Consider the following 22,562-nt stretch of genomic DNA (forward strand, 5'->3'; position numbering starts at 1 on the left):
CGGTCCGACGCTCCCCGGCTCTTAGCGCCTATGGAGTCTCCCTTTGACTCGCTTTGACTCGCTTCTCCCGCTGGACTCTGAATAAGCTTCCTTGTAAAAACACCGCACGAAGGAAATGCGAATGCATTTTCGAGGATCTCGTGCCTTCCGCTCCAATCAACAGGGTGCTAAAAACAACAATTAGCTTTAACACAGCCAATATAATAGTATGGGCATCCCTTATTGAGCCTGCTCTCTCTCCTTCTGTTTCTGTTTAATTTCAAACTCCTCCAGCATAGAAATCCGTTCCAGCATGGTTGGATGTCCATATCGGAATACTTTCACAAGTAGAGGCGGGTTCACCTGGCTCAAGCCTGCCCTTGTCAGCTCCTGAAATGTTTCGATAGCAGCATCCGAATCCTCGGTCATTTCAATCGCATAACGATCAGCCCTTGTTTCCTGGTATCGCGAAACCAAATTGGTCAACGGGCTGGAAATGAACAAAAGCATTGAAAGAATCATTAAGAATAATGGCAAGGACCTTATATCATTTACAGCAGGAATTTTAAGGGCCCTTCCCCATTTATCAATTGCCTTTTCCATTAATTTAGCGGTCAGGTAAAGGCCCAGGAGGGACAGCAGCAAGTAGCCTCCGATTCCGATATAGATGTGCTTTTCGACATAATGGGCCATTTCATGTGCCATAATAAACAAAATTTGGTCTTCATTTAATTTATTCAGTGTTGTGTCCCAAAGTACAATCCTGGAATTAGAGCCGATTCCTGTTACATAGGCGTTCAGCGCATTTGTTTTTTCAGCCATATCGACCTCAAAAACATGTTCAGCCGGGATATCGGCCTGATTCGCGAGTTCAAGTATTTTGGTTTCGAGTTCTTTATTTTTTAAAGGGTAAAAATCATTATAAAGAGGGTCAATGACAACAGGCTGCAAAAACATCATAAATAAGGTGAAGGGAATAGATAGAAGCCATGCGTAAAGCCACCATCTTCTCTTGCTCTTATTAATCAGCCAATATAAAACCGATACAATAAGGACCATCGTTCCATAATTAACCCAAAAATCAATGAGCTCATCCTTCATCCACCCGCTAAAGCTTTGAGTCGAGATATTATAGGTTTTCGATAATGAAAAACTGATGTAGCTTAATGGCATCGTGGCTATAAACGCAAAGAATGAAAGCCAAATAAGATAAATGGCTGTTTGCAGAAACTTATATGGTGTTGATTGCTCCGCCCATTTTTTAAAAGCCTTTGACAAACCAAATAGAAGAATGAATAAATAGAAAATCCATTCAAAGGGTGTGGAGATGAAAAACAGTAAATTTCTTATTTTTGAATATTCCTCACTAAGCATCAGTTCCCTGCCGTTCAGGAATGTTGCAGGGTCTGCCCTTGAGCCTTCATATTCAAACGGCAGACTGTTATCCGCAAAGTAAAATAAATACCAATAAAAAAATAAGCCGTATAAGCAAAAGGCTAACGCGCCGTAAAAGCCTAATTTTCTTGCCATCCGATTCCCCCCTTTTGGTACAACCATTCTATAATTAGTTTAGTATAAAAATCTGTAATTAGAACTTTTAGTTGGACATTCATTCAATGATTAGGGCTGGTGCTCCCTGCCGCTGTTTCCAAATATTACATCAAGGCCGCTGCCATGATTTTTCATCCAATGAGCGATGTTTATCGGCCAAATGCAGTTTTCCGACTCCGGATCAGCAGGTGAAAATGAATTTACCGGCTGATCATTAGGATCTACCGGCCTTATAAAATACCGGCCAAACGATATTTTTGCAGCTTTAAGTCTTATGTCTATAGCTCGTTTAAAATCATTTCCGCAAAATAATTTTCTAAAGAAAAAACCGGCTCTATGCTGAACCGGTTTAATGCACAATCTATCATTATCATATCTAAATCAGGAACGAATATACAGATAAAACAGCAATAGATCCTAAAACGACTACAATGACATTCGCTCCTAAAAAGGCGGCAATAAAAGCGGCACAAGCGCCCAGCAGCCCGAACCAAATATCCTCATTTATAAATAAGATTCCAGGAAAAATAAGTGCCCCTAATGTGGCATAGGGAACATTTTTTAAGACTCCCTGAACAAAGCCCGGCAGTTCTTTGCCTTTGAATAGCACGAAAGGCAAGAGTCTCGGAATATAGGTAACTAATGCCATGCCAGCTATCATCCATACCATTTGGCTACTCATGCTCCTGCCCCCTTTGCTTGTTTTTCACCATTTCAATCAATTCAATAATTACAGCAGATAAAAGTGTTGCCAATACGATTGCCCAGCCTGTTGATAAAGCATTGGTCAAAGTAAAAATAATATTAAAGCATGCGGCCAGTGCAGCAAGGAATACTACCTTAGCACTTTTTTTCATTGAAGGAACAAGGAGGCCAACAAACATGGCATATAGCGCAACGGACATACTTTCCTGCAGGGTTTGCGGAAGACTCGCCCCAATCAGGTGCCCAAGCCCCGAGCAGACCACCCAGCTGGAGTAAGAAATAGAGATAAGTCCAAGCATATATCCGCTAGTTACCTTTTCATCGCGGACTGCAGCAACTGAAAAGGTTTCGTCAGTAATTCCAAAGGATAGGATAGCTTTATTCGCTATCTGGTCGTCCTCCCATTTTTCGTTAAGGGAAGTGGACATCAAAAAATGCCTGATATTCACTATAAAGGTCGTCAGAATAATTTCAAAAATTCCTGTTCCCAATGAAAGGAGGCTCAGCGATATATATTGCGCTGCACCGGCAAACACGAGAAAGCTCATTAATACTGTTTCGCCAATTGAAAGCCCGGTTGTTTTTGCCAGCAGCCCAAATGTCAAGGCAACCGGGGCATACCCAATCGCGATGCTGATCCCTGACTGGAATCCTTTCCTGTACTCAGTAGCAGGCTTGTTGACTGCAATTTCTGCCAATTCGTTCACCGCCCAAAAAATATAATAATAGGTTCTGAAAATATACTATAATAGACATAATATAAAGTACGACAATTTAATATAACATATTATACATTCGTGCGTTATATTACACAATGATTTTGGAGGATATAATGGAGAATATTCAAAAAAGTATTGGGGAAAACCTGAGGAATATTCGAAAAACAAGAGGATACAGCCTTGATGCCACTGCAGAATTGACTGGTGTCAGCAAAGCAATGCTTGGGCAAATTGAACGGGGAGAATCCAATCCAACTGTCACTACCCTTTGGAAAATCGCCAGCGGTCTCCAAGTCTCATTTTCCTCTCTTATTAATGAGGAGTCCTCTGATGTGCATTTTATAGAATTACAAACGATTACTCCGATTATGGAAAGCATGGGTAATTACAGGGTATATCCCGTTTTCCCGTTTGACCCGCGCAAGAAATTTGAGATCTTTACTGTAGAAATTGAGCCAGGCTGCCAGCATACATCTGATAAGCATAATGAAGGTGTTGAAGAATATATCACCGTCATGTCAGGCACACTTGAATTGGTAATCGGCGACCAGCGGATTACAGTCCGTACAGGCAACTCCGTTAAATTCCTTGCAAATAAAGCCCATACTTATAAAAATATCGGCAAAGAATTGATCCGGTATCAGGCAGTAATGTATTATCCATAAAATTATTGGCATATCGCTGAAAGGCGGTATGCTTTTTTCTGGGCTTATTCCATTTATCCAGCATATTTTCCATTTTATCTTACAGCATTAAGCATTTATCCGGCATCGAATTCTTTTTATCTTACAAGATTGAAAGTTTATCCAGCATCTTAAAAAATTCATCTTACATTTGGCACAGTTCATCTTGGGTGTGACAATTTTCTGCCCCCATTAACATTCAGATAAATATTAGTTTCATTGTGGACCTCTATCGCACAAACACTGTCTTTTCCAACTAAACAAACCGGACCAGGCATTACGCCCTGTCCGGTCTGCTATTTAAATCAATACAGCTTTGTCACTGCTCATTTTTTCGCCGCGGATTTTCTGGAATTCCTCCAGCAATTTTTCCACACTCAGATTTTGTTTTTGTTCTTCATTGGTTTCAAAGATGATCTGGCCTTTGTCCATCATGATCAGCCTGTTCCCGAGGTCGAGTGCCTGCTGCATATTATGCGTTACCATTAAGGTTGTGAGTTTGTAAGTTTCAACAATTTCTTTTGTAAGATTAGTAATCAGTTCTGCACGTGCCGGATCCAATGCAGCTGTATGCTCATCCAACAGCAGAATTTTCGGTTCCGTAAAAGTAGCCATCAATAAGGATAAGGCCTGCCGCTCACCGCCTGATAATAGCCCGACTTTGGCTGAAAGCCTATTCTCCAGTCCAAGGTGCAGCATTTCAAGCTTCTCCTGGAAAAATTCACGTCTTTTTTTAGAAACGCCTTTGCGTAAACCGCGTGTCATTGTCCTGGAGTATGCAATGGCCAGATTTTCCTCTATCGTCATGGATGGAGCCGTACCTGCCATAGGATCCTGAAAAACCCGCCCAATTAGCTTGGATCTTTTATGCTCCTTTACAAGGGTAACATCGGAACCATCAATCAAAACATCCCCCATATCAGGAATCAATTTTCCTGAAATCATGTTCATAAGAGTTGATTTTCCCGCCCCATTGCTGCCGATAACGGTCATAAAGTCGCCTGGCTTTAATTTCAGGTCAATACGGTGCAAAGCGATTTTTTCATCAGGTGTTCCTTCATTAAACACTTTATGAATCTGATTTAATTGCAGCAAGCTGTTCACCACTTTTCCCGTAAGCATTAGATGCCTGATTTTTTTTTGCTTGCATTAGCCTCCGACGCTTTCTTTGCTTTTCCTTTTGCTGCTGAATAAGCTTTGGAAGGATAAGTGCACTAATAACGATTACTGCTGTAATCAACTTCATATCTCCTGTTTCCAGGAATTCAACCCTTAATGCCAGCGTTACAATAATCCGATATAAAATGGCTCCGCCGATTACGGCCAGGGTAGCCCTTACAATTGTTTTTGCACCAAAAATAGCTTCTCCGATAATAACGGATGCAAGACCGATAATGATCATGCCAATTCCCATGCCGACGTCACTGAACCCGTTATACTGCGCCACTAGTGCTCCCGAAAAAGCAACCAGCGCATTTGAAATGGCCAATCCAAAAATCTTAAGAAGATCTGTGTCGGCCGAAAAGCTGCGGATCATCGTTTCATTATCACCTGTCGCTCGAATCGCCAAACCGACATCTGTCTTTAAGAATAGGTCAATCAGTACTTTTACAGCAAGTGCTAGAATAAGCATCAAGATAAGAATACCCCAGGTTTTCGGTATAAAGCTCATTCCCAGTGCAGCCGTCATGCTCTGGATAGCCTGATCAACCCCAAGTCCCTGCCAGAATTCTGTAAGCTTCGTCATAGCAGTCTCCTCTGACAAAAGAGGCACATTGGACTTGCCCATTATCCGGAGATTAATAGAGTACAATGCGATCATCATTAAAATTCCTGATAAAAGCGCATTGATTTTTCCCTTTGTATGAAGCAGCCCGGTTAAGCAGCCTGCTGCAAAACCCGCCAGCATGGCTGTTATTGTAGCCAAAAACGGATTAAATCCTCCTACAATCATGACAGCTGCTACAGATGCACCTGTGACAAAGCTTCCATCAACCGTCAGGTCAGGAAAATCCAATATTCTGAATGATAGGTAAACGCCCAGCGCCATCAAGGCATATATCGCTCCCGCCTCGATGGAACCAAAGATGGCTGTTGGCATAGTAATCTTCCTTTCTATTAGAAAAGCGCAAGCGCCTTGCCCACCCCCGAAAGCACAAGACGAGCCTCACGGAAAGGCGTTCTTTGCCTTTTTGGGAGGATTGGCTTGTGACCTCGAGGGGGTAGGTGCTGGAGCTAGACAGTTCTCGATGTTCAAAGATTTTATTATCTATTAGAAAAGCTTAAGCCCTAATTATTTGCTGTTGTTACTCCACAAACTCAGCAAGGTCGTTCCATTCGTCCTTCAGTTCAATCCCCATCTCTTCAGCCGCTTTTTTATTGATAACCAGCTTTAAATTCTGAGGATATTGAACCGGAAGTTCGGATGGCTTTTTTCCTTCTTTTAAAATTTGCGCAGCCATTGCCCCTGCTTCATAACCAATATCCTCATAGTCAAACCCATAAGCTGCAAATCCTCCGCGTTTTACAGAGTCAAGCTCCCCTACGAATAAAGGTATGTCATTGTCGTTTGAAACCTGAATAACTGATTCCAAAGCAGAAACGACTGTATTATCGGTAATGATGTAGATTACATCCGCTTTGCCTACAAGTGACTCGGCCGCCTGTTTTACTTCTGATGAATTGGAAACGGTTGCTTCAGCAAGCTTCATATCTGTGCTTGACAGAGTTTCCTTCATCTTTTCAATCTGCACCTCTGAGTTTTGTTCTCCAGAATTATAGATAACGCCCACAGTGCCAGCATCAAACTGTTCATCGATAAATTTAACCATGTTTGGAATGGCATCAGGATGAGTATCGGTTGTACCTGTTATATTTCCGTCCGGAGCTTCCATAGATTTGACCAATTGAGCCCCTACTGGATCCGTTACTGAAGTAAACACAATAGGTATATCCTTTGTTGCATTAAGAGCACTCAATGCACTTGGCGTGGAATTGGCAAAAATCAAATCCACTCCGTCACCCGCAAAATTATTCGCAATCGACTGGTTGTTATTTTGGTCGCCCTGGGCGATCTGTACATCATAGCTTACTTCGAGTCCTTCCTCTTCCAATGCTTTCTTAAAGCCCTCGAGTGCGGCATCCAATGAAGGGTGTTCAACAATCTGGGTCACCCCCACCTTATATGAATCTTCTTTATTGCTATCTGAAGAGCTGCTGCCTCCATTAGTACTTTCACTGCCGCACCCGCTAAGAAGCACCGCTCCCAGAACACCTGCCGCAGCTATAGGTTTAAAAGATTTTAATTTTTCAAGCATTTTAGATGATCCCCCTCTTATTCTCTATCTCTCTTCACTTCAACACTTTTATGCTTTTATGCTTTTATTCACTAAATTATATAGTTAAGACACTCATTATTCAAGACCTTTTTTACTATTTTCTAAAAATTTAATAATTTAATAGAAAAAACACGGCAAATTCTGCCGTGTTTTTCTGCTGCCAACCTATTTCCCTTTAAAATCTGGTTTTCTTTTTTCAGCAAAAGCTTCTAGAGCCTCTACTCTATCTTCTGTCGGAATAATGACTTCGTAGGCTTTTCTCTCAATTTGCAACCCAGTTTGAAGGTCAACACCCATTCCCTGTTTAACTGCAAACTTTGCCTGCTGCAGTGCCAGCGGTCCGTTAGCAAGCATTCCACGTGCAAATTCAAGGCATTCATTTAACAGATTATCTCTATCCGTTACTTTTGTAAGTACTCCATACTCAAACGCTTCCTCAGAAGTAAGCCTTTTAGCCGTTAAGATTAATTCAAGCGCTTTTGCCTGGCCGATTAATCTCGGCAGCCTTTGGGTACCTCCTGCTCCCGGAATAATAGCAAGGCTAGTTTCTGTAAGCCCCATGGAAGTTCCCGAGACTGCTATACGGAAATCGCATGATAAAGCCAATTCCATTCCACCCCCAAAGGCAAATCCGTTTATTGCTGCGATTGTTGGCTGCGGGAGCTGATCGATTAAAGAGAATACCTCTCCTATTTTATAGATATTCCTGCGGACTTGTTCATCTGTTAAAGTTCTGCGCTCTTTTAAATCAGCACCAACACTAAAAGCTTTTTCACCGGCTCCTGTAAAAATAACCACACGCACGTTAGGATTGGTGCGCAATTTTTCAGCAGACTCCTGAAGCTCTGCTAATGTTTCATAATTAAAGGCATTCAGCGCATCAGGGCGGTTAATTGTTACGACCGCAATATGTTCTTTAAATTCAACTGCGATAGAACTCATATGTACATCTCTCCTCCATTTGCATTGCTACATATTTCTATTCTATAAATCTCATGAAAACCCTTTCAATTAAAAAAGAAAGGTTCTTTTCGTAAAGATTGTTGTTTTTGCATAAGAACTCTGCCCGTTGATTTCAGCATAAGGCACTCAGCGAACCACGGGGCTACCGGGAGCCTCCTCGACGCTCCCGAGTCTGCGGGTTCTCCCTTGGAAAGCTACTCCCGTAGGACGTTGAATAAGCTTCCTCGAATGGACACCTCGTCGTAAGAAAATGCGATAGTATTTTCGCGGGATTAGCGCCTTCCGCTCCAATCAACTCAGTGATTAAAATTGATTCGAAAGCACCAAACTTTGCGAAACCAGCGAAAAGAAAAAAGGGCAGACGTAGAGATGAGGTCTGCCCTTGCTTTTTATTTTGTCTGAAGTACTTGTTTCTTCAATGCTCTTCGCAATATTTTTCCAGTTGTATTTTTCGGCAGTTCTTCCAGGAATTCAATAGAGGCAGGCACTTTGTATTTAGCTAAATGTTCAGCACAGTATGCCATAAGCTGATCTTCAGTGAGCTGCGGATTTTTCGAAACAACATAGCATCTTACTGCTTCACCAAGGTTTGGATCCGGCACCCCCAATACGGCTACTTCAACAACGTCATCATGGCTGTAAAGCACCTCTTCTACCTCTCTTGGATAAACATTGTACCCTCCAACCAATATAAGATCCTTTTTGCGGTCAACGATGTAAAAATAGCCTTCTTCATCGACTTTCGCTAAATCTCCGGTATAAAGCCAGCCGTCACGGATGGCTGCGGCTGTTTCCTCTGGCTGCTTGTAATATCCCTTCATTACATTAGGCCCGCGAACAACGAGTTCTCCTACTTCTCCTACAGGAACCTCTTCTCCAAGCTCATTTACTACTTTATTTTCAACATTTACGATTGATTGGCCAATCGATCCTGCTTTCCTCGGCTTGTCGAGCGGATTGAAACAAGTAACCGGAGATGCTTCAGAAAGGCCATACCCTTCAGAAATCATAACATTGAATTTTTTCTCAAAACCGTGCAGAAGCGCAACCGGCATAGCAGCCCCCCCTGATATGCAAAGGCGTAATGACTTTAAGTCCTCCGGGTTCCCGTCCTCATGTTGAAGGAGGAAGTTGTACATAGTTGGTACTCCTGCAAAAACGGTAGGTTCAAATTTCTTGGCCAGTCTGAAGATTTCTTTAGGGCTGAACTTAGGGTCTATGAGAATAGTAGCCCCATTCATCAGCGGTGCATTTAAAGCAACCGTTAAACAAAAGACATGGAACATTGGCAAAGTGGTAATAACTCTATCCTCTTCGTTCATATGCAGATAATCACTGACATCCTTCGCATTGCTGTATAAGTTTTTGTGGGAAAGCATGGCACCTTTTGGTTTTCCTGTAGTACCTGATGTGTACAGGATTATAGCTGTTTCATCTTCCCCAAGCTCAGGCCCCTGAAATCCTAAATCACCAGAAGTTACGAGCTGTGTAAACGATTTCATTTTTGGATAAACAGATAAAGCCGTCACATCCAAGTCAGAAGCCTTTCCCTGCGGGGTTTCACAAATGATGTAATTCTCTACCTTTGGAAGAGCCTTATGCATTTTTTCAACCAGTGGCACTAATAAATCAAGTGTGACCACTGCTTTAACATCGGCATTATTGACAATATAGCCAATCTCATCCGGTGTATAAATCGGGTTAATCGGAATGACAGTAGCCCCAAGGCGCAGTGCACCATGCAGACCGATTACGAAATGAGGCGAGTTTCCCAATAATAAGGCAACATGGTCCCCCTTCTTCACTCCCAATTTTGAGAGTCCATCTGCGAATTTCGTTACAGCACCATCAAGCTCTGCATATGTACTAGATTGATCCATAAAATAATAGGCGGTTTTATTTCCCATCTTTTTCGCAGTTTCATGCAGCTGCTGAGTTAAATTCATCTTCACATCCCCTTTAGTGAATGAATAGTCATTCACTATTATTTAAAAAATTTTCTAAATTTATTATATTGAAAGAAATTTTTGTATTCAAGTAGTAAAGCAAATTGTTTACAATTTCTTTTAGCAGCTTGAATCACCTAACTGTCTAACTTTATACAAGCATAGAAAAACCGGCAGGATGCCGGTTTCTGAATTAGTACACAAGATTGATGAATTCTTCTTTTGTTACATTGCCGAAGTAATGTTTGATGTCGACTTCTTCCAGCGTTTTTTCAATTTCTGTTTTTTCATAGCGGATTCCTGTCAGCTTGTTTTCAATATCGCTTACATCGCCCACTCCAAAGAAATCGCCGTAAATTTTGCAGTCTTCAATTTTCCCTTTTGTCACATTTAGCCTGATATCAATTTGCCCAACTGGGAAGCGGTGGGAATGCTGGAGATCAAATTTAGGTGACTTACCATAATTCCATTCCCAATTTTGATATCGTTCTTTGGAGAGCTGGTGAACTTTTTCCCAATCTTCATCTGTCAGCTTGTATTCAGGGACTTCATCCAAATCTTCGAATATATTTTTAAGAAGCATTGAACGGAACTCTTCGATTGTTATTTTTTTATCCAAAAACTCCGAAATGTTAGCGACCCGGCTTCGGATGGATTTAATGCCTTTTGATTCGATTTTATCCTTTTTTACCTTTAATGCGGAAACCACGCTTTCAATTTCCGAGTCAAACAAGAGTGTGCCGTGGCTGAACATTCTGCCCTTAGTAGAAAATTGGGCGTTTCCGGAGATTTTTCTGCCTTCTGCCGTCAGGTCATTTCGTCCGCTCAGGTCGGCATTAACACCAAGTTTCTTTAGAGCATTAATAACGGGCTCGGTAAACTTTAAAAAATTGTGGAAGCTCTCGCCATCATCTTTTGTAATAAAGCTGAAGTTTAAGTTCCCTAAATCATGATACACGGCACCCCCGCCTGATAACCGCCGAACTACGTGGATTCCGTTGCTTTCTACATACTCTGTATTAATTTCCTCAATGGTATTCTGGTTTTTTCCGATGATAATAGATGGTTCATTAATGTAAAACAGCAAATAGGTTTCATTAATATCAAGGTTTTTCAGCGCATATTCCTCAATTGCAAGATTTATTCTTGGATCCGTTATCCCCTGGTTGTCTATAAATAACATACTTTTTCACTCCTTAAAAAGTGTGTGACAATTGATACTCAGCTATTGATATAGGGCCATTATATTTACTTGCGGCCTCATCCTTCAGCTTCTGAAGCTCACCATAATGAGGCAAATGAGTCAGGAGTAAATTCTTAACATTCGCTTTGCTGGCTAATGTTCCAGCATCCAAGCTTGTCATATGTCCTGCGTTTTTTCCATTTTGATGCCCATAAAAATTGCATTCGCAAACGAGCAAATCTGCTTTATCACTAAATATTTCCAATTCTTCTTTATAGGAAGTATCAGCAGTATATATTAGCGTTTTTCCACCTGCTTCAATTCTCATGGCATAGCATGGAACCGGATGATTTGTTTTTAAAAACCAAATTTTGAATGGCCCTGCTGACAGAACATCCTCAGGATTATAGGCCACTCCCTGGGTAATGGCTTTGTATGTAAGCTTGGCAAATTCCGGCTGATCCAAAGCATGTCCATAGATGGGAAGTGTGTCTGTTTTTTTGCCCAAAAATCCCTGGATCAGCCTGGCATGCTGCAGAACCCCAATATCGGCTATATGGTCTGGATGATAATGTGAAATGATCACTGCGTCCAGATCTTCCGGCTGGATAAAATTCTGCATTTTTGCCAGTACCCCGCTGCCGCAGTCAATCAGCAGATGAAATCCTTCATGCTCCAGTAAATAGCCTGAGCTTGCCCCATCAGCTTTAGGATAACCGCCCCAGCCGCCGATTACTGTTAACTTCATCACTATTCCTCCTTATTAGAAAAGCGCAAGGCGCCTGCATTTCGACGAAATGACCTCGAGCCGATGGCGCCTGGAGCTAGACAATAATCAATTTTTCAAATGTAAAATCTTTTCCAAGAGAGCGCATTGCGCCCGAGTTAGAAAATTATTAAGGTTCAGGGATCAAAGCAGGCAAAGCTTCTACGCCTAAATGAGCTCTCATTTTCCTAAGTCCAATATACTCGATTATGCCTATTTTTTCACTTTTTTAAAATTGTATTGAAACAGCCGTTGACAAAATTAATCTGTTATAATACAATATCATTAAATAATCAAACTATTTAGAACAAAAAAACAAATTATTGGGAGGCTTCAACATGATTCAAAACATTATGGAATTCTTTAGAAATTTACCGGCAAAACAATGTTCAGAGTGTGGAAAATCAATTGAAGAGCAGCATGAGTGCTACGGTAACAAATGTGATAAGTGCATGGGAATGACAGATTTATAGGTTACTATACTAAAAGCCAGCCCGGTATAGGCTGGCTTTGTTCTTGTTTTAATCCAACTGTTCTATTACAGCGGCAAATCTCCTTTTATACATAGCAGTGAAGTAGATAAATGTACCGGCAATAAACAGTGCAGTGAATAATAATAGAATCACAGCATTTTCCTGCAAAAAGTCGAAGTTGCCGCTAGAAATTACTGCTTTAAATCCAGAAACTGAATAAGTCATCGGCAAATAGGCATTAATTGGCTGTAACGCATTTGGGATGAGTTCGAGCGGGAATGTACCAGCACTGGTTGTTAATTGCAAGATTAGTATAATAATCGCTGCAAAACGGCCTGGATCTCCGAACACTGTCACCAGGAATTGAATAAGAGATATATACGTCAGACTTGTTATGATCGTGTATAAAATAAATAATGGTACACTTTGCACTTCAAGTCCAAGCCCACCTAGCAGGATTAATGCTGCAATTACAGCTTGAATGATCCCTGCTCCGCATAGGATAAGGAACTTTCCTAAAAACCAGCTCACGCCTGAACGGGGTATCTCCGCAGGCTCCCTCATTGGAAACACAATAGACAGCAATAATGCCCCTACAAATAGACCAAGAGATAAGAAATAAGGAGCAAATCCTGTACCGTAGTTTGGGACCTCATTAATTTTTTCATTATCCACTTTTACAGGTTTGGCCAGCATATTAAATGTTTCATCATTCGCATTTGCCGAAGATGACTGCTCTGCACCTTCGGCGAGTTTTCCAGCTAATTCTGAAGACCCTTCATAAATTTCAAAGTTTCCCTCAGCCATTTTAACTGCTCCGTCTTCAAGCTGCTTTGCTCCGCCTGCAAAAGCGAGGGATCCTTGGGATAATTGGGCAAGTCCACCGGATAATTCAGCCGTCCCGTCAGCTAGCTGGCCTGCACCTTCCCTTGCCTCTGCAAATTTTCGGCCGAACATATCCATGCCTGCCTGGAAGTCCTGGTGGCCTTTCACGAGCTCCTGCGAACCGGTTTCCAGCTTTGCACTACCTTCTGTCAGCTGATTTATTCCTTGCTGAAGCTGTTTTTGTCCTTCATTAAGCTGTCCTGCCTTTTGGGAAATTTCCGCTCCGCCAGCCGATATCTGGCCTGCAGACTGTGCAAGCTGTACAGAACCTGTTTTAAGCTGATCCAAAACAGCTGTCAGCTCAGCTTTTTCCGCAGAGTCTTCAGGAAGCTTTGAAATGACTGCTTGCAGGTTCTGCTCGAGCTGTGCAGCCCCTGCACTAAGATTCTGTGCTTCGAATTGCCATCGCTCCAATGAAGAAGATAGTGTTATTGCTCCATTTTGAAGCTGTTCAGTTCCGGAAATCAACCCTGGGAATTTTTCATTGATGGTGAACATCCCATCTTTCACCTGGGATATTCCCGAAGAAAGTTCTTCACTTCCCGACTCTAATTTGGTTGAAGCATCTTTCAGTTTAATTTGCCCTTCTTCAAGCTGCACCAGTCCATCAGATAGGGACCTTGCACCAGCGGCTATTTCCTGTGATCCTTCGGAAGCACTGCTGAGGCCTCCCTGAAATTTTAGTGACTTGTCTGCTAAAAGAGCTAATTTTTCTTGCAATGTAAGTGAACCGGCTTTTAACTCGGCTGCTCCTTCACTGATTTTATTCGCTCCTTCACTGGCCTGCTCCAATCCATCAGAAAGCTCTCCCATTTTTTCAAACATGGTTTCTGCATAGGTCTCTGTGACTTTTTCAGAAAGAGACTCTTTAATTTTATCAACTGCTGTACCCCCTATTTGTGCTGATAAAAAGTTATAGCTTTCATTGGGCACATAAATCAGCTTCATTTTTTGCGGCCGATCATTTAATAAGGTAGTAGCATTTTCAGAGAAGTCCTCCGGAATTTCAACAAGCATATAATACTTCTGATTTTCGAGATTTTTATAGCCTTCTTCTTTATTAACAAATTTAAAGTCAAAGTCCTTACTTTCCTTCAGCTTATCCACAAGTTCATTGCCAAGCTTCAGTTCTTTATCTTCAAAATATGCACCCGCATCTTCATTTACAATCGCAACTGGCAAATCCTCCAAATGATCATATGGATCCCAGAATGCCCAAAGAAACATGCCGCTATATAAAATTGGGATAAACAAAACGGCAATGATCGGAATTAAGAGCTTTTTATCTTTTACTACCGCTGATAACTCTTTTTTAAAAAGACTGCTTTTCATGGTGTACCCCTCCAATTAACTATTTGACTAAATTATTCATTTGGTCAATACACTCAAAAAATAGAGGATTATCTAGTTAGATAATCCCTTCATGATATATTGTTCAAAAAGCAAGGCTATTTTTTCTTTCTCCAAAGGTTTGTGGCGCTGTTCCCAATCAAAAATCAGCGCAATATAAACTTTTAACATAACAAACGCAGTCAGCTCTGGATCACACTCCCGGATTTCACCTTTTCCGATAGCCTGTGTAACCTTTTCCTTCAAGTAATTTAAAATAGCATCCTCCAATTGTCCTATAACTTCCATTACGGCAGGCGTTCCCATTTCCTTTTCTTCCTGGAAAAGCTTAATGGTAAGCTGATGTTTTAAGCGAAACTCCAATATCTTATATAGACCCCGGTGAACATTTTCATGAAAAGAAAGGGATGGATCAATTGCCTCATCAGCAGCAGCCTTCATCTCCGTAATAAGTGAATGGATAATTTCATCGAAAAGCTCTTCCTTATTTTTAAAGAAAGTATAAATTGTTCCTTTTCCCACATTCGCAAGCTTTGCAACCTGATCCATTGTTGTTGCTTTATAGCCAAACAAGGAAAAAGATTTTGTGGCTGCTTCTAGAATTTGCTGTTTCCGATCGATTGGCATTTCTTCACCTCATGTAATATGACCAAATGAACAATATGGTCACTTTGTTCAAATAGTAATTTAACATACTTCATTATAAAAAAGCAACCCATGCTGTTGCCCAATTCCAAAAGAAAAGCTGTCACGAATGGACAGCTTCTTTCTCGGTGCTATATAAATAATCTAGAACACTTTCGACTGCGGCTTCTCCCTGGTCAATACAATCAGGCACCCCTAATCCGTCATAGGAGCTACCAGCCAGAAAAACACCCGGCAACTTTTCTTTAGCCTGGTTTTTAACACTTTCAATCCGCTCTTTATGTCCCACAGTATATTGGGGCATCGAATCTTTCCACCTTGTTACGTATGCAAAATCGGGGTTCATTGTGATATTCATAGTTTTGTTTAAATCATCGAGCACAATTTTAACAATTTGATCGTCTGATAAATCCACAACGGCCTCGTCACCCGCTCTTCCTACGTAACAGCGCAGCAGCACCTTTCCTTTTGGCGTGGAATGGGGCCATTTTTTGTGTGTCCATGTACATGCTGTAATCGTGTAATCGCTATTCCTCGAGACGACAAATCCAGTACCGTCAATATCCTTTGCAATGGCTTCTTCAGGAAAAGCAAGAGCTACAGTTGCTACAGAAGTGGACGGCATTTCTTTTAATTGATCAAATAGTCCCCAGCGAGAAAATATTGAGTGTAACGTCTGGTGTGGAGCAGCCATAACAATACTATCTGCCTGCAGCTCTTCTCCCCCATTGACAGCAATTGTATATCCGCTGCCATTTTTACCGATAGATTCCACACGATATCCCTTAAGTACAGAGCCAGGCTCCAGCTTGTTTTCAATTGCATCTACAAGCGATTGCAGCCCAGATTTAAACGTGAGGAACATCCCCTCTTTTTTCTTGGGGCTTCCTGCTTTTTTCTGTTGTGATCCTGTAGCCTTTTTCATTCCCAAAATCAGGCTTCTATATTTCTGCTCCACTTGGTAAAATTGCGGAAACGTTGACATTAAGCTTAATTGGTCTATGTCTCCTGCATAAATGCCGGATAGAAGCGGCTCAATCAAGTTTTCAACTACTTCGTCCCCAAGCCTTCTGCGGAAAAATTGGCCAAGCGACTGATCCTGTGCAGGGTTGGAACGAGGAAGTACAAAGTCAGCTGCTGCTCTTGCCTTTGCAGCAGGCGAGAATAATCCGGTTGTGACAAAAGGAGCGATTTGAGTTGGAATACCCATAATAGACCCGCCCGGCATTGGATAAAGCCGCTCCCTCACAAGCACATAGGATTTTCCTGATGTATTCCTGATAAGCTCTTTCTCCATGCCAGCTTCTTTTGCAAGCCTGGATGCACTTTGCTTGCGGGCCAGAAATGAATCCGGGCCTCTTTCAATAACATAACCGTCTCTTTTTATCGTTTGAATCTTGCCGCCAAGACGATGGGAAGCTTCCACAAGCTTTACATCCAAGAGCATACCTTTCTCTTTGGCTTTTTTCTGCAAATAATACGCTGCAGTTAACCCGGTAATTCCCCCGCCGATAATAACAACCTTCTGTCTTTCTCCCTGCACGGTAAATCGCCTTCTTTACTTAATTTTTACTTGCTCCCATTCAGCAATCTAAAAATGGCATCTGACATTGCATCAATAAATTCAGGCTTGGAATTCGGCATTTCAGGACGGTAATAGCTTACACCAAGTTCATCTGTAACGACTCTGCATTCATAATCGTTGTCGTAAAGTACTTCCAAATGGTCTGAAACAAAGCCAACAGGTGTGTAGACAAATGCCTTATATCTCTTCTTCTCATATAATTCTCTCGTCAAATCCTGAACATCAGGGCCGAGCCATGGTTCAGGCGTGTTTCCTGCACTTTGCCAGCCAACAGCATAGTCGCTGACTCCAGCCTGCTCAGCAATCATATTAGCTGTTTCCTGCAGCTGATGCGGATACGGATCCCCTGATTGAAGAATCTTTTCCGGCAAGCTATGGGCAGAAACGATTAACACTGCGGAATTCTTTTCCTCGGAAGGCATCTTATCAAATGTCTCTTTCACCCGATCAGCCCAGTATTTAATGAACTTAGGCTCTTTATACCAGCTTTCAACAGACTTTATATCAGGGCCTCCGAGCTTTTCTGCTTCCTCTTTTGCTCTTCCATTATAGGACTTCACGCTAAAGGTAGAAAAGTGGGGGGCAAGGACAATGTTGACGGCCTCTTCGATCCCATCCTCATGCATTTTTTTAACTGCATCTTCCACGAAAGGCTCAATATGCTTCAAGCCAAGGTACATTTTAAATTCATATTTATCCTGAATTTCATTTAAATGCTGTTCAAGCTTTTCAGCCTGTTCTTTCGTAATTTCTGCAAGCGGGGATATTCCGCCGATCGCTTCATATCTGCTTCGCAGATCTTCTAGCATTTCTTCAGAAGGCTTTCTTCCTCTGCGAATGTGTGTATAGTAACGTTCCAGGTCTTCTTCCTTATAAGGAGTTCCATAAGCCATTACAAGTAAACCCAATGTCTTTTTACCCATGTTATCCACCTCTATTTTTTTCTGTCTCTAGTCCCTTATTGTGCCAAAAAACAGCCGGATTACCAAAACTAATGCTCATGTAAAGTGCTAATCCGGTATGCAGCTTCCTTTCCTGCAGACTGCCAGTTTCTAGTGAAAAAGGGCTACTTGCTCAGTTTTGATGAAGAGTACTCATGGATAAATGCTGTTAGCTTTCTCAATGTATCAGGGTTTACTTCAGGGAAAACCCCGTGCCCCAGATTAAAGATATAGCCTGGCTGTGCCATCCCCTGGTCCAAAATGGCTTTGGCTTTTTCCTCGATAACTTCCCAAGGAGCAAGCAATATAGCTGGATCCAAGTTTCCTTGTACAGTTTTGGTTATTCCCTTCGCTCTTGCCTCCTGAATAGGCAGGCGCCAGTCCAGCCCTACTACATCCAGCGGCAGATCATGCCACTCCATTGCCAGATGGCTTGCGCCAACACCGAACATGATAAGCGGTACATTTTCTTCCTTTAATGCAGAGAAAATACGATTCATAACCGGCTTGATAAAATAACGATAATCCTCAACATTCAATGCGCCTACCCACGAATCGAAAATCTGGATAGCTTTTGCCCCTGCATTGACTTGGGATTTTACATACGTAATCGTCATTTCTCCAAGCTTATCCATTAAAGCAAACCATGCTTTGGGTTCAGCATACATAAAAGCTTTAGTTTTGTTATAGTTTTTTGAAGGACCGCCTTCAATCATATAGCTGGCAAGAGTGAATGGAGCGCCTGCAAATCCGATTAAAGGTACAGTTAACTGCTCTTGTGTAAGAAGCTTAATGGTATCCAGTACATATGGCACGTCCTCTTCAGGATGAATTTCTCCTAACTTTTCCACGTCAGCCAGGGAACGGACCGGGTTAGAGATCACAGGGCCAATGCCTGACTTTATTTCCACGTCCACACCAATAGCAGGAAGCGGTGACATAATATCTTTATAAAGAATAGCAGCGTCATTGTTATATTGTTCAACCGGCAATCTAGTCACATAAGCACAAAGCTCAGGCTGATGTGTAATTTCAAAAAGGGAATACTTTTCTTTAATTGCTCTGTATTCAGGCTGTGAACGGCCTGCCTGGCGCATATACCATACAGGGACATGTTCAGTCTTCTCACCTTTAGCCGCCCTCAGGAATGTATCGTTAAATGATTTAGTCATTAAATTTTATCCACCTTTCAAGACTTGTCTGCATATTATTGTAATATATATGTACATAAAGTGAAACTTCAATAAGAGGGGGTTTTCCTCCTCTGATTGATAGTTGAACCAATCGGCCTTTACGGGCAGTTTGAATCCCACCTATCCTCCTGCGATTCCTCGGATTCATAAAGTGGGAGTCCAACTGCCCGTTAGACTGCGACAATTTAGAAACACGCTAGTGTCCCTTAATGAATATATCCTTTTTTCACTGTTCTTGTATAGATTTGCAGGCCAAATGTCAAAAAATTGACGTTTTTACTATTGATATAAGGGAAATAATTAGAAGATTGGAAGTTTAAAATTAAAAAATTTTTAAATTGCATTGCCCATCTGCATATAATGGGTAAAAAACATGCGAGGTGAAAGAAATGAACTTATATATGACTAGCGGAACTTATAATTATCTGAAGAAGATTGAAGACAAGCATCCAAATGAAACAATGGTAACAATGCAGAATCCTGACAATGCCGTATTAATTCACGAAACATCAGGCGCAACCCTTTTTAAAGAGCCGCGTTCCTATGAAGTAATTGATTCTTCAGGAGTCTTTGCCCCTGCAGGCTTTGCTGTCCTGAATAATATTCCTGTTACAGATGAAGGCAGGCCTCTTTTTGAGCACCGCTTTAAAAACAGGGCAGGACTAATAGAAAATGAACCAGGATTTGCAGCAATCCGGGTACTGCGGCCGCTTGAATCGAACACGTATATCATCCTGACCCTGTGGAAAGATGAGAAGTCCTTTAGAGACTGGCAGAGCTCCAAAGCATACGAAAAAGCACATGAAAATCGCGGGACTGAAAGCGGCATTGACAAGCAGCCGCAAATATTCTCAAGCCCTTCGTATGTGACAAAATATTATATCCCCAAAAAGGACAACTAACAGTGCATAAAAAAGGATGAGCTATACCCGCTCATCCTTTTTTACGCCTGCTTTTATAATTCCATTTCGGTTGGCATATACGGCTGCCTGAGTCCGGTCAGACACGCCCAATTTGCTCAAGATGTTGCTGACATGCGTTTTAACCGTTTTAATGCCAATAAATAGTTCATCACTGATTTCCTGGTTTGTCATCCCTTCTCCAATGCACATGAGAACGTCAAACTCCCGTTCAGTCAAATCATCATGCGGTTTTTTCTCCTGCGCACGGAAACGGCTAACCATCTTATTTGCTACTTTTGATTCTATAACAGGCTCCCCTTGTGCAGCTTTCTTAATGGCAGCGACCACGTCTAAGGCATTTGCTGTTTTAAGCATGTAGCTGAATGCACCCGCTTTGATGGCAGGAAAAACCTGCTCATCATCGTAGTAGCTTGTAATGATGATGATCTGCAGTCTGGGTGACTTTTTAGAATCTCCCTGGTTGCTTCAATTCCGTTTCCGTTTTCCATTAGCAGATCCATAAGGACTATTTCCGGCCTTTCTTTTAAAACCAGATGTACAGCTTCCTTTCCGCTGCAAGCTTCCCCAATAACCTTTATTCCTGCCTCAGTTGCCAAATAGGAAATAATCCCTTTTCTCACCATCTCATGATCATCAACAACAGCAACTCGAATCACCTTAACCCCTCCCCTTTGCTGGAATTCTGATATCTATATAGGTACCTTCATTCTCCTTGGAACGGATTTTAAATATACCTCCAACTTCCTCACAGCGTTCTCTCATTGTTTTCAGCCCATAGGAGGCGATCCTCTCTTTATGAGGATTAAAGCCCTTTCCGTTATCTGCAATAAAAAGATAAACAAACTCTTCTTCCTCTGTTAAGGTTACTTTGATTCTCCCTGCATCAGCATGGCGGAGAACATTTGATAACGCCTCCTGAACAATTCGAAACAAATGCTCTTCAGCTGCTTTCGAAAGATTTTCAATTTCATCAATGCTTGCCTGGAAATCAATATTAGTCTTAGCCTTTAATTCCTGAATTAACTTAATAATTCCATCACAAAGCCTGTCATCACTGAGCTGGATTGGCCTTAAGTGAAGGAGGAGTGCTCTCATTTCTCCCTGGGCTTTGGCAGCGATCTCCGATATTTCATTTAACTGCTCCCTAGCTTTGTCACTGTCGAGGTCAAAAACCCTAAGTGCAGCTGAAGACATCATGCTTAAAGCAAAAAGCTGCTGGCTTACCACATCATGGAGGTCCCTCGCCAAACGCTGTCTCTCCTCCATTACAGCGGCAGAGTGGGCTGTTTGTGCCAGTACGGATTTTTCATCAGCCAGCCTTTGCATGGAAAATACCTGCTCCTGAATATTTTCTGCCAGCTGATTAAGTTCATCTGATATTAAGCCTATTTCATCTTTTTCATATGATTCCATTATGTCTGTATATTTTCCGCTTCTTAATGTGGAAACATATAATAAAATATCCCCTAGCCGCCCTTTGATTAAGTAGCTGCCCTTTAGCCCGAAATATGCACCGGTAAGCAATAAAATGGATAATGCATACAAAAATAGCCAGAATGTGCTTTCTATAGTCAGAGGTGCATCGGGATTATAGAATAAATAAACCTGAAGACCGACAAAAAAAATCAATGAACTAATAATCGCCATCATGATAAAGCTTTGTACAAACCAATATCTGATTCCGGTTTTTTTCATGATATTACCTCTAAACTTTATCGATCCGTATGGATCCTATTTTTACTTGAACAGCTATTTTTAGCTTTCTTGATGCTTCATCATAACCTGGCGACTTATAGTGAAGGCTCCTGTTTATATCACCGGTTTTTTGGTCAAAAATCCGGATATCTCCAATATTGATTGTGGATTGAATCATTACCGGAATATTTTCAGGGATAATCATTTTTACATCTCCAATCCACCCCCGTACAATGACTGGTGTTTCCTTTTCAGGGATGAACGCCTTGCTGAAATCAATGAAATAATCGCCGATCATGGTATATAGATCCATAGGCTCCAGAGCCCAGTTTGGCTGTTTAAAGTCAACATCACCAATAGAAAATCCTCTAATATTTTTTAGCGGCTGAGGGCTTTCGGATTTTGAGATATGAATGATTTTCCTTTCGGCCTGATCTCTGCTTTTTTCATGAATGTCTGCAGGAAAATCCTGTTCGAAATGAACCTTAAAGCGATCCTTTTTCAATAAAATCGTAATTCCTATAAAAACAAGAAGCAGCGGCCAAAGCTTCCATAAGTCCATAAATCCGAACTCAATCACTTCCAGGCGATCCAGGATCAACAGAAAAGAAAAGACAGTCAGAAAAAAACCTGGAAACATTCTGCTGCAATTTTTCTTGAAGATAGCAGACAGCAGGGAATGGGCACCAAAAATAAACATAATGAAAGGATAAATTACGACAAATACCTCTTTTATTTCCAAGGAAATGACACCGATATTCATGAGGAGAAGCAAAACTCCGATTGCCGATAAGCTTACCGCGAAGAGTATTTGATTGACTGACCTGTATCTCACTGGCGTTCCCTTCCTTCTATTCTCCTATTCTAATATTCGCTGAAACCTATATTATTTCCTCTCAAACTGTTACTACTTTATTATTCTATCAATCATCCAGTTCATTGAAACATTCCCCGGGGTGTTTCTGCCTCCGCCTCCAGACTGATTCAATACATATCACAACTTTCCCTTTCCATCATATTCTGTATTACATTCCGAACC

Annotated in this window: 20 protein-coding genes and 1 pseudogene; 3 read left to right on the forward strand and 18 right to left on the reverse strand. The window is 41.5% G+C overall.

Annotated features, from left to right (window positions below; translation table 11 throughout):
• Positions 1-219: 219 nt before the first annotated feature.
• From AC3ZVC_RS23590 to AC3ZVC_RS23600, 3 genes are all read right to left on the reverse strand, one after another.
• The gene (locus AC3ZVC_RS23590; RefSeq protein ID WP_490065500.1) at positions 220-1,509 is read right to left on the reverse strand and encodes a M48 family metallopeptidase; all 1,290 of its coding nucleotides are present in this window, start codon (positions 1,507-1,509) and stop codon (positions 220-222) included.
• A gap of 397 nt (positions 1,510-1,906) precedes the next feature.
• Positions 1,907-2,212 carry an AzlD domain-containing protein gene (locus AC3ZVC_RS23595; protein WP_490065501.1) on the reverse strand — a complete coding sequence of 102 codons (306 nt, stop codon included), beginning with the start codon at positions 2,210-2,212 and terminating at the stop codon, positions 1,907-1,909.
• The gene (locus AC3ZVC_RS23600) at positions 2,205-2,933 is read right to left on the reverse strand and encodes an AzlC family ABC transporter permease (protein WP_490065502.1); all 729 of its coding nucleotides are present in this window, start codon (positions 2,931-2,933) and stop codon (positions 2,205-2,207) included. Before AC3ZVC_RS23600 ends, AC3ZVC_RS23595 begins: the two co-directional genes overlap by 8 nt.
• A 134-nt stretch (positions 2,934-3,067) precedes the next feature.
• Between AC3ZVC_RS23600 and AC3ZVC_RS23605 the strand changes: the two genes are divergently transcribed.
• Positions 3,068-3,619 (forward strand): helix-turn-helix domain-containing protein, encoded by a 552-nt coding sequence (locus tag AC3ZVC_RS23605; protein ID WP_490065503.1) that lies wholly within the window; start codon positions 3,068-3,070, stop codon positions 3,617-3,619.
• Positions 3,620-3,937: 318 nt separating this feature from the next.
• Here the strand turns inward: AC3ZVC_RS23605 and AC3ZVC_RS23610 are convergent, their stop codons facing one another.
• The 7 genes from AC3ZVC_RS23610 to AC3ZVC_RS23640 all read right to left on the reverse strand — a co-directional run bounded on the left by AC3ZVC_RS23610 (position 3,938) and on the right by AC3ZVC_RS23640 (position 11,815).
• Positions 3,938-4,732, reverse strand: coding sequence for an ABC transporter ATP-binding protein (locus AC3ZVC_RS23610; protein WP_490065504.1), 795 nt, complete (start codon positions 4,730-4,732; stop codon positions 3,938-3,940).
• The gene (locus AC3ZVC_RS23615; protein WP_490065505.1) at positions 4,707-5,738 is read right to left on the reverse strand and encodes an ABC transporter permease; all 1,032 of its coding nucleotides are present in this window, start codon (positions 5,736-5,738) and stop codon (positions 4,707-4,709) included. Before AC3ZVC_RS23615 ends, AC3ZVC_RS23610 begins: the two co-directional genes overlap by 26 nt.
• Positions 5,739-5,943: 205 nt before the next feature.
• Positions 5,944-6,954 (reverse strand): ABC transporter substrate-binding protein, encoded by a 1,011-nt coding sequence (locus tag AC3ZVC_RS23620; RefSeq protein ID WP_490065507.1) that lies wholly within the window; start codon positions 6,952-6,954, stop codon positions 5,944-5,946.
• 186 nt (positions 6,955-7,140) lie between these two features.
• Complete coding sequence (locus AC3ZVC_RS23625; protein WP_490065508.1) at positions 7,141-7,917, reverse strand: enoyl-CoA hydratase-related protein; 777 nt, start codon at positions 7,915-7,917, stop codon at positions 7,141-7,143.
• 410 nt (positions 7,918-8,327) lie between these two features.
• Positions 8,328-9,884, reverse strand: coding sequence for a fatty acid--CoA ligase family protein (locus tag AC3ZVC_RS23630; protein ID WP_490065509.1), 1,557 nt, complete (start codon positions 9,882-9,884; stop codon positions 8,328-8,330).
• A gap of 193 nt (positions 9,885-10,077) precedes the next feature.
• The gene (gene lplA, locus AC3ZVC_RS23635; protein ID WP_490065510.1) at positions 10,078-11,067 is read right to left on the reverse strand and encodes a lipoate--protein ligase; all 990 of its coding nucleotides are present in this window, start codon (positions 11,065-11,067) and stop codon (positions 10,078-10,080) included.
• A gap of 13 nt (positions 11,068-11,080) precedes the next feature.
• The gene (locus tag AC3ZVC_RS23640) at positions 11,081-11,815 is read right to left on the reverse strand and encodes an MBL fold metallo-hydrolase (RefSeq protein WP_490065511.1); all 735 of its coding nucleotides are present in this window, start codon (positions 11,813-11,815) and stop codon (positions 11,081-11,083) included.
• Between the two features lie 356 nt (positions 11,816-12,171).
• On the opposite strand from AC3ZVC_RS23640, the gene yhfH reads away from it, so the two are divergent.
• Positions 12,172-12,306 (forward strand): protein YhfH, encoded by a 135-nt coding sequence (gene yhfH / locus AC3ZVC_RS23645; RefSeq protein ID WP_069187882.1) that lies wholly within the window; start codon positions 12,172-12,174, stop codon positions 12,304-12,306.
• 48 nt (positions 12,307-12,354) lie between these two features.
• Here yhfH and AC3ZVC_RS23650 read toward each other — a convergent pair whose 3' ends face one another.
• From AC3ZVC_RS23650 to hemE, 5 genes are all read right to left on the reverse strand, one after another.
• Positions 12,355-14,523, reverse strand: coding sequence for a YhgE/Pip family protein (locus AC3ZVC_RS23650; RefSeq protein WP_490065512.1), 2,169 nt, complete (start codon positions 14,521-14,523; stop codon positions 12,355-12,357).
• 72 nt (positions 14,524-14,595) lie between these two features.
• The gene (locus tag AC3ZVC_RS23655) at positions 14,596-15,168 is read right to left on the reverse strand and encodes a TetR/AcrR family transcriptional regulator (RefSeq protein ID WP_490065513.1); all 573 of its coding nucleotides are present in this window, start codon (positions 15,166-15,168) and stop codon (positions 14,596-14,598) included.
• A 121-nt stretch (positions 15,169-15,289) separates the two neighbouring features.
• A complete protein-coding gene (hemY, locus tag AC3ZVC_RS23660) occupies positions 15,290-16,729 on the reverse strand; it encodes a protoporphyrinogen oxidase (protein WP_490065514.1) in 1,440 nt (479 codons plus the stop codon).
• Positions 16,730-16,755: 26 nt separating this feature from the next.
• On the reverse strand, positions 16,756-17,694 hold the full coding sequence (hemH, locus tag AC3ZVC_RS23665) for a ferrochelatase (protein ID WP_490065515.1): 939 nt from the start codon (positions 17,692-17,694) through the stop codon (positions 16,756-16,758).
• Between the two features lie 143 nt (positions 17,695-17,837).
• Complete coding sequence (gene hemE, locus AC3ZVC_RS23670; RefSeq protein WP_490065516.1) at positions 17,838-18,884, reverse strand: uroporphyrinogen decarboxylase; 1,047 nt, start codon at positions 18,882-18,884, stop codon at positions 17,838-17,840.
• A gap of 410 nt (positions 18,885-19,294) precedes the next feature.
• On the opposite strand from hemE, the gene AC3ZVC_RS23675 reads away from it, so the two are divergent.
• Entirely contained in the window at positions 19,295-19,807 is a 513-nt protein-coding gene (locus AC3ZVC_RS23675) for an antibiotic biosynthesis monooxygenase family protein (RefSeq protein ID WP_490065517.1), read from the forward strand.
• A gap of 21 nt (positions 19,808-19,828) precedes the next feature.
• On the opposite strand, the pseudogene AC3ZVC_RS23680 reads toward AC3ZVC_RS23675, so the two are convergent.
• From AC3ZVC_RS23680 to liaF, 3 genes and pseudogenes are all read right to left on the reverse strand, one after another.
• Positions 19,829-20,484: pseudogene (locus tag AC3ZVC_RS23680) on the reverse strand (response regulator).
• Position 20,485: 1 nt separating this feature from the next.
• Positions 20,486-21,523, reverse strand: a complete 1,038-nt coding sequence (locus tag AC3ZVC_RS23685; RefSeq protein ID WP_490065518.1) for a sensor histidine kinase — start codon at positions 21,521-21,523, stop codon at positions 20,486-20,488.
• 10 nt (positions 21,524-21,533) lie between these two features.
• Positions 21,534-22,358 carry a cell wall-active antibiotics response protein LiaF gene (liaF, locus tag AC3ZVC_RS23690; protein ID WP_490065519.1) on the reverse strand — a complete coding sequence of 275 codons (825 nt, stop codon included), beginning with the start codon at positions 22,356-22,358 and terminating at the stop codon, positions 21,534-21,536.
• Between the last annotated feature and the right edge of the window lie 204 nt (positions 22,359-22,562).

Source organism: Cytobacillus sp. C11.1 (assembly GCF_058145115.1).

Coding starts and splice junctions, on each gene's coding strand:
- AC3ZVC_RS23640 (WP_490065511.1), bottom strand. CDS start 11,815: ATGAAGTTAACAGTAATCGGCGGCTGGGGCGGTTATCCTAAAGCTGAT.
- AC3ZVC_RS23685 (WP_490065518.1), bottom strand. CDS start 21,523: ATGAAAAAAACCGGAATCAGATATTGGTTTGTACAAAGCTTTATCATG.
- AC3ZVC_RS23655 (WP_490065513.1), bottom strand. CDS start 15,168: ATGCCAATCGATCGGAAACAGCAAATTCTAGAAGCAGCCACAAAATCT.
- hemH (WP_490065515.1), bottom strand. CDS start 17,694: ATGGGTAAAAAGACATTGGGTTTACTTGTAATGGCTTATGGAACTCCT.
- AC3ZVC_RS23675 (WP_490065517.1), top strand. CDS start 19,295: ATGAACTTATATATGACTAGCGGAACTTATAATTATCTGAAGAAGATT.
- lplA (WP_490065510.1), bottom strand. CDS start 11,067: ATGTTATTTATAGACAACCAGGGGATAACGGATCCAAGAATAAATCTT.
- AC3ZVC_RS23595 (WP_490065501.1), bottom strand. CDS start 2,212: ATGAGTAGCCAAATGGTATGGATGATAGCTGGCATGGCATTAGTTACC.
- AC3ZVC_RS23605 (WP_490065503.1), top strand. CDS start 3,068: ATGGAGAATATTCAAAAAAGTATTGGGGAAAACCTGAGGAATATTCGA.
- AC3ZVC_RS23615 (WP_490065505.1), bottom strand. CDS start 5,738: ATGCCAACAGCCATCTTTGGTTCCATCGAGGCGGGAGCGATATATGCC.
- yhfH (WP_069187882.1), top strand. CDS start 12,172: ATGATTCAAAACATTATGGAATTCTTTAGAAATTTACCGGCAAAACAA.
- AC3ZVC_RS23620 (WP_490065507.1), bottom strand. CDS start 6,954: ATGCTTGAAAAATTAAAATCTTTTAAACCTATAGCTGCGGCAGGTGTT.
- AC3ZVC_RS23625 (WP_490065508.1), bottom strand. CDS start 7,917: ATGAGTTCTATCGCAGTTGAATTTAAAGAACATATTGCGGTCGTAACA.
- AC3ZVC_RS23590 (WP_490065500.1), bottom strand. CDS start 1,509: ATGGCAAGAAAATTAGGCTTTTACGGCGCGTTAGCCTTTTGCTTATAC.
- AC3ZVC_RS23650 (WP_490065512.1), bottom strand. CDS start 14,523: ATGAAAAGCAGTCTTTTTAAAAAAGAGTTATCAGCGGTAGTAAAAGAT.
- AC3ZVC_RS23630 (WP_490065509.1), bottom strand. CDS start 9,884: ATGAATTTAACTCAGCAGCTGCATGAAACTGCGAAAAAGATGGGAAAT.
- hemE (WP_490065516.1), bottom strand. CDS start 18,884: ATGACTAAATCATTTAACGATACATTCCTGAGGGCGGCTAAAGGTGAG.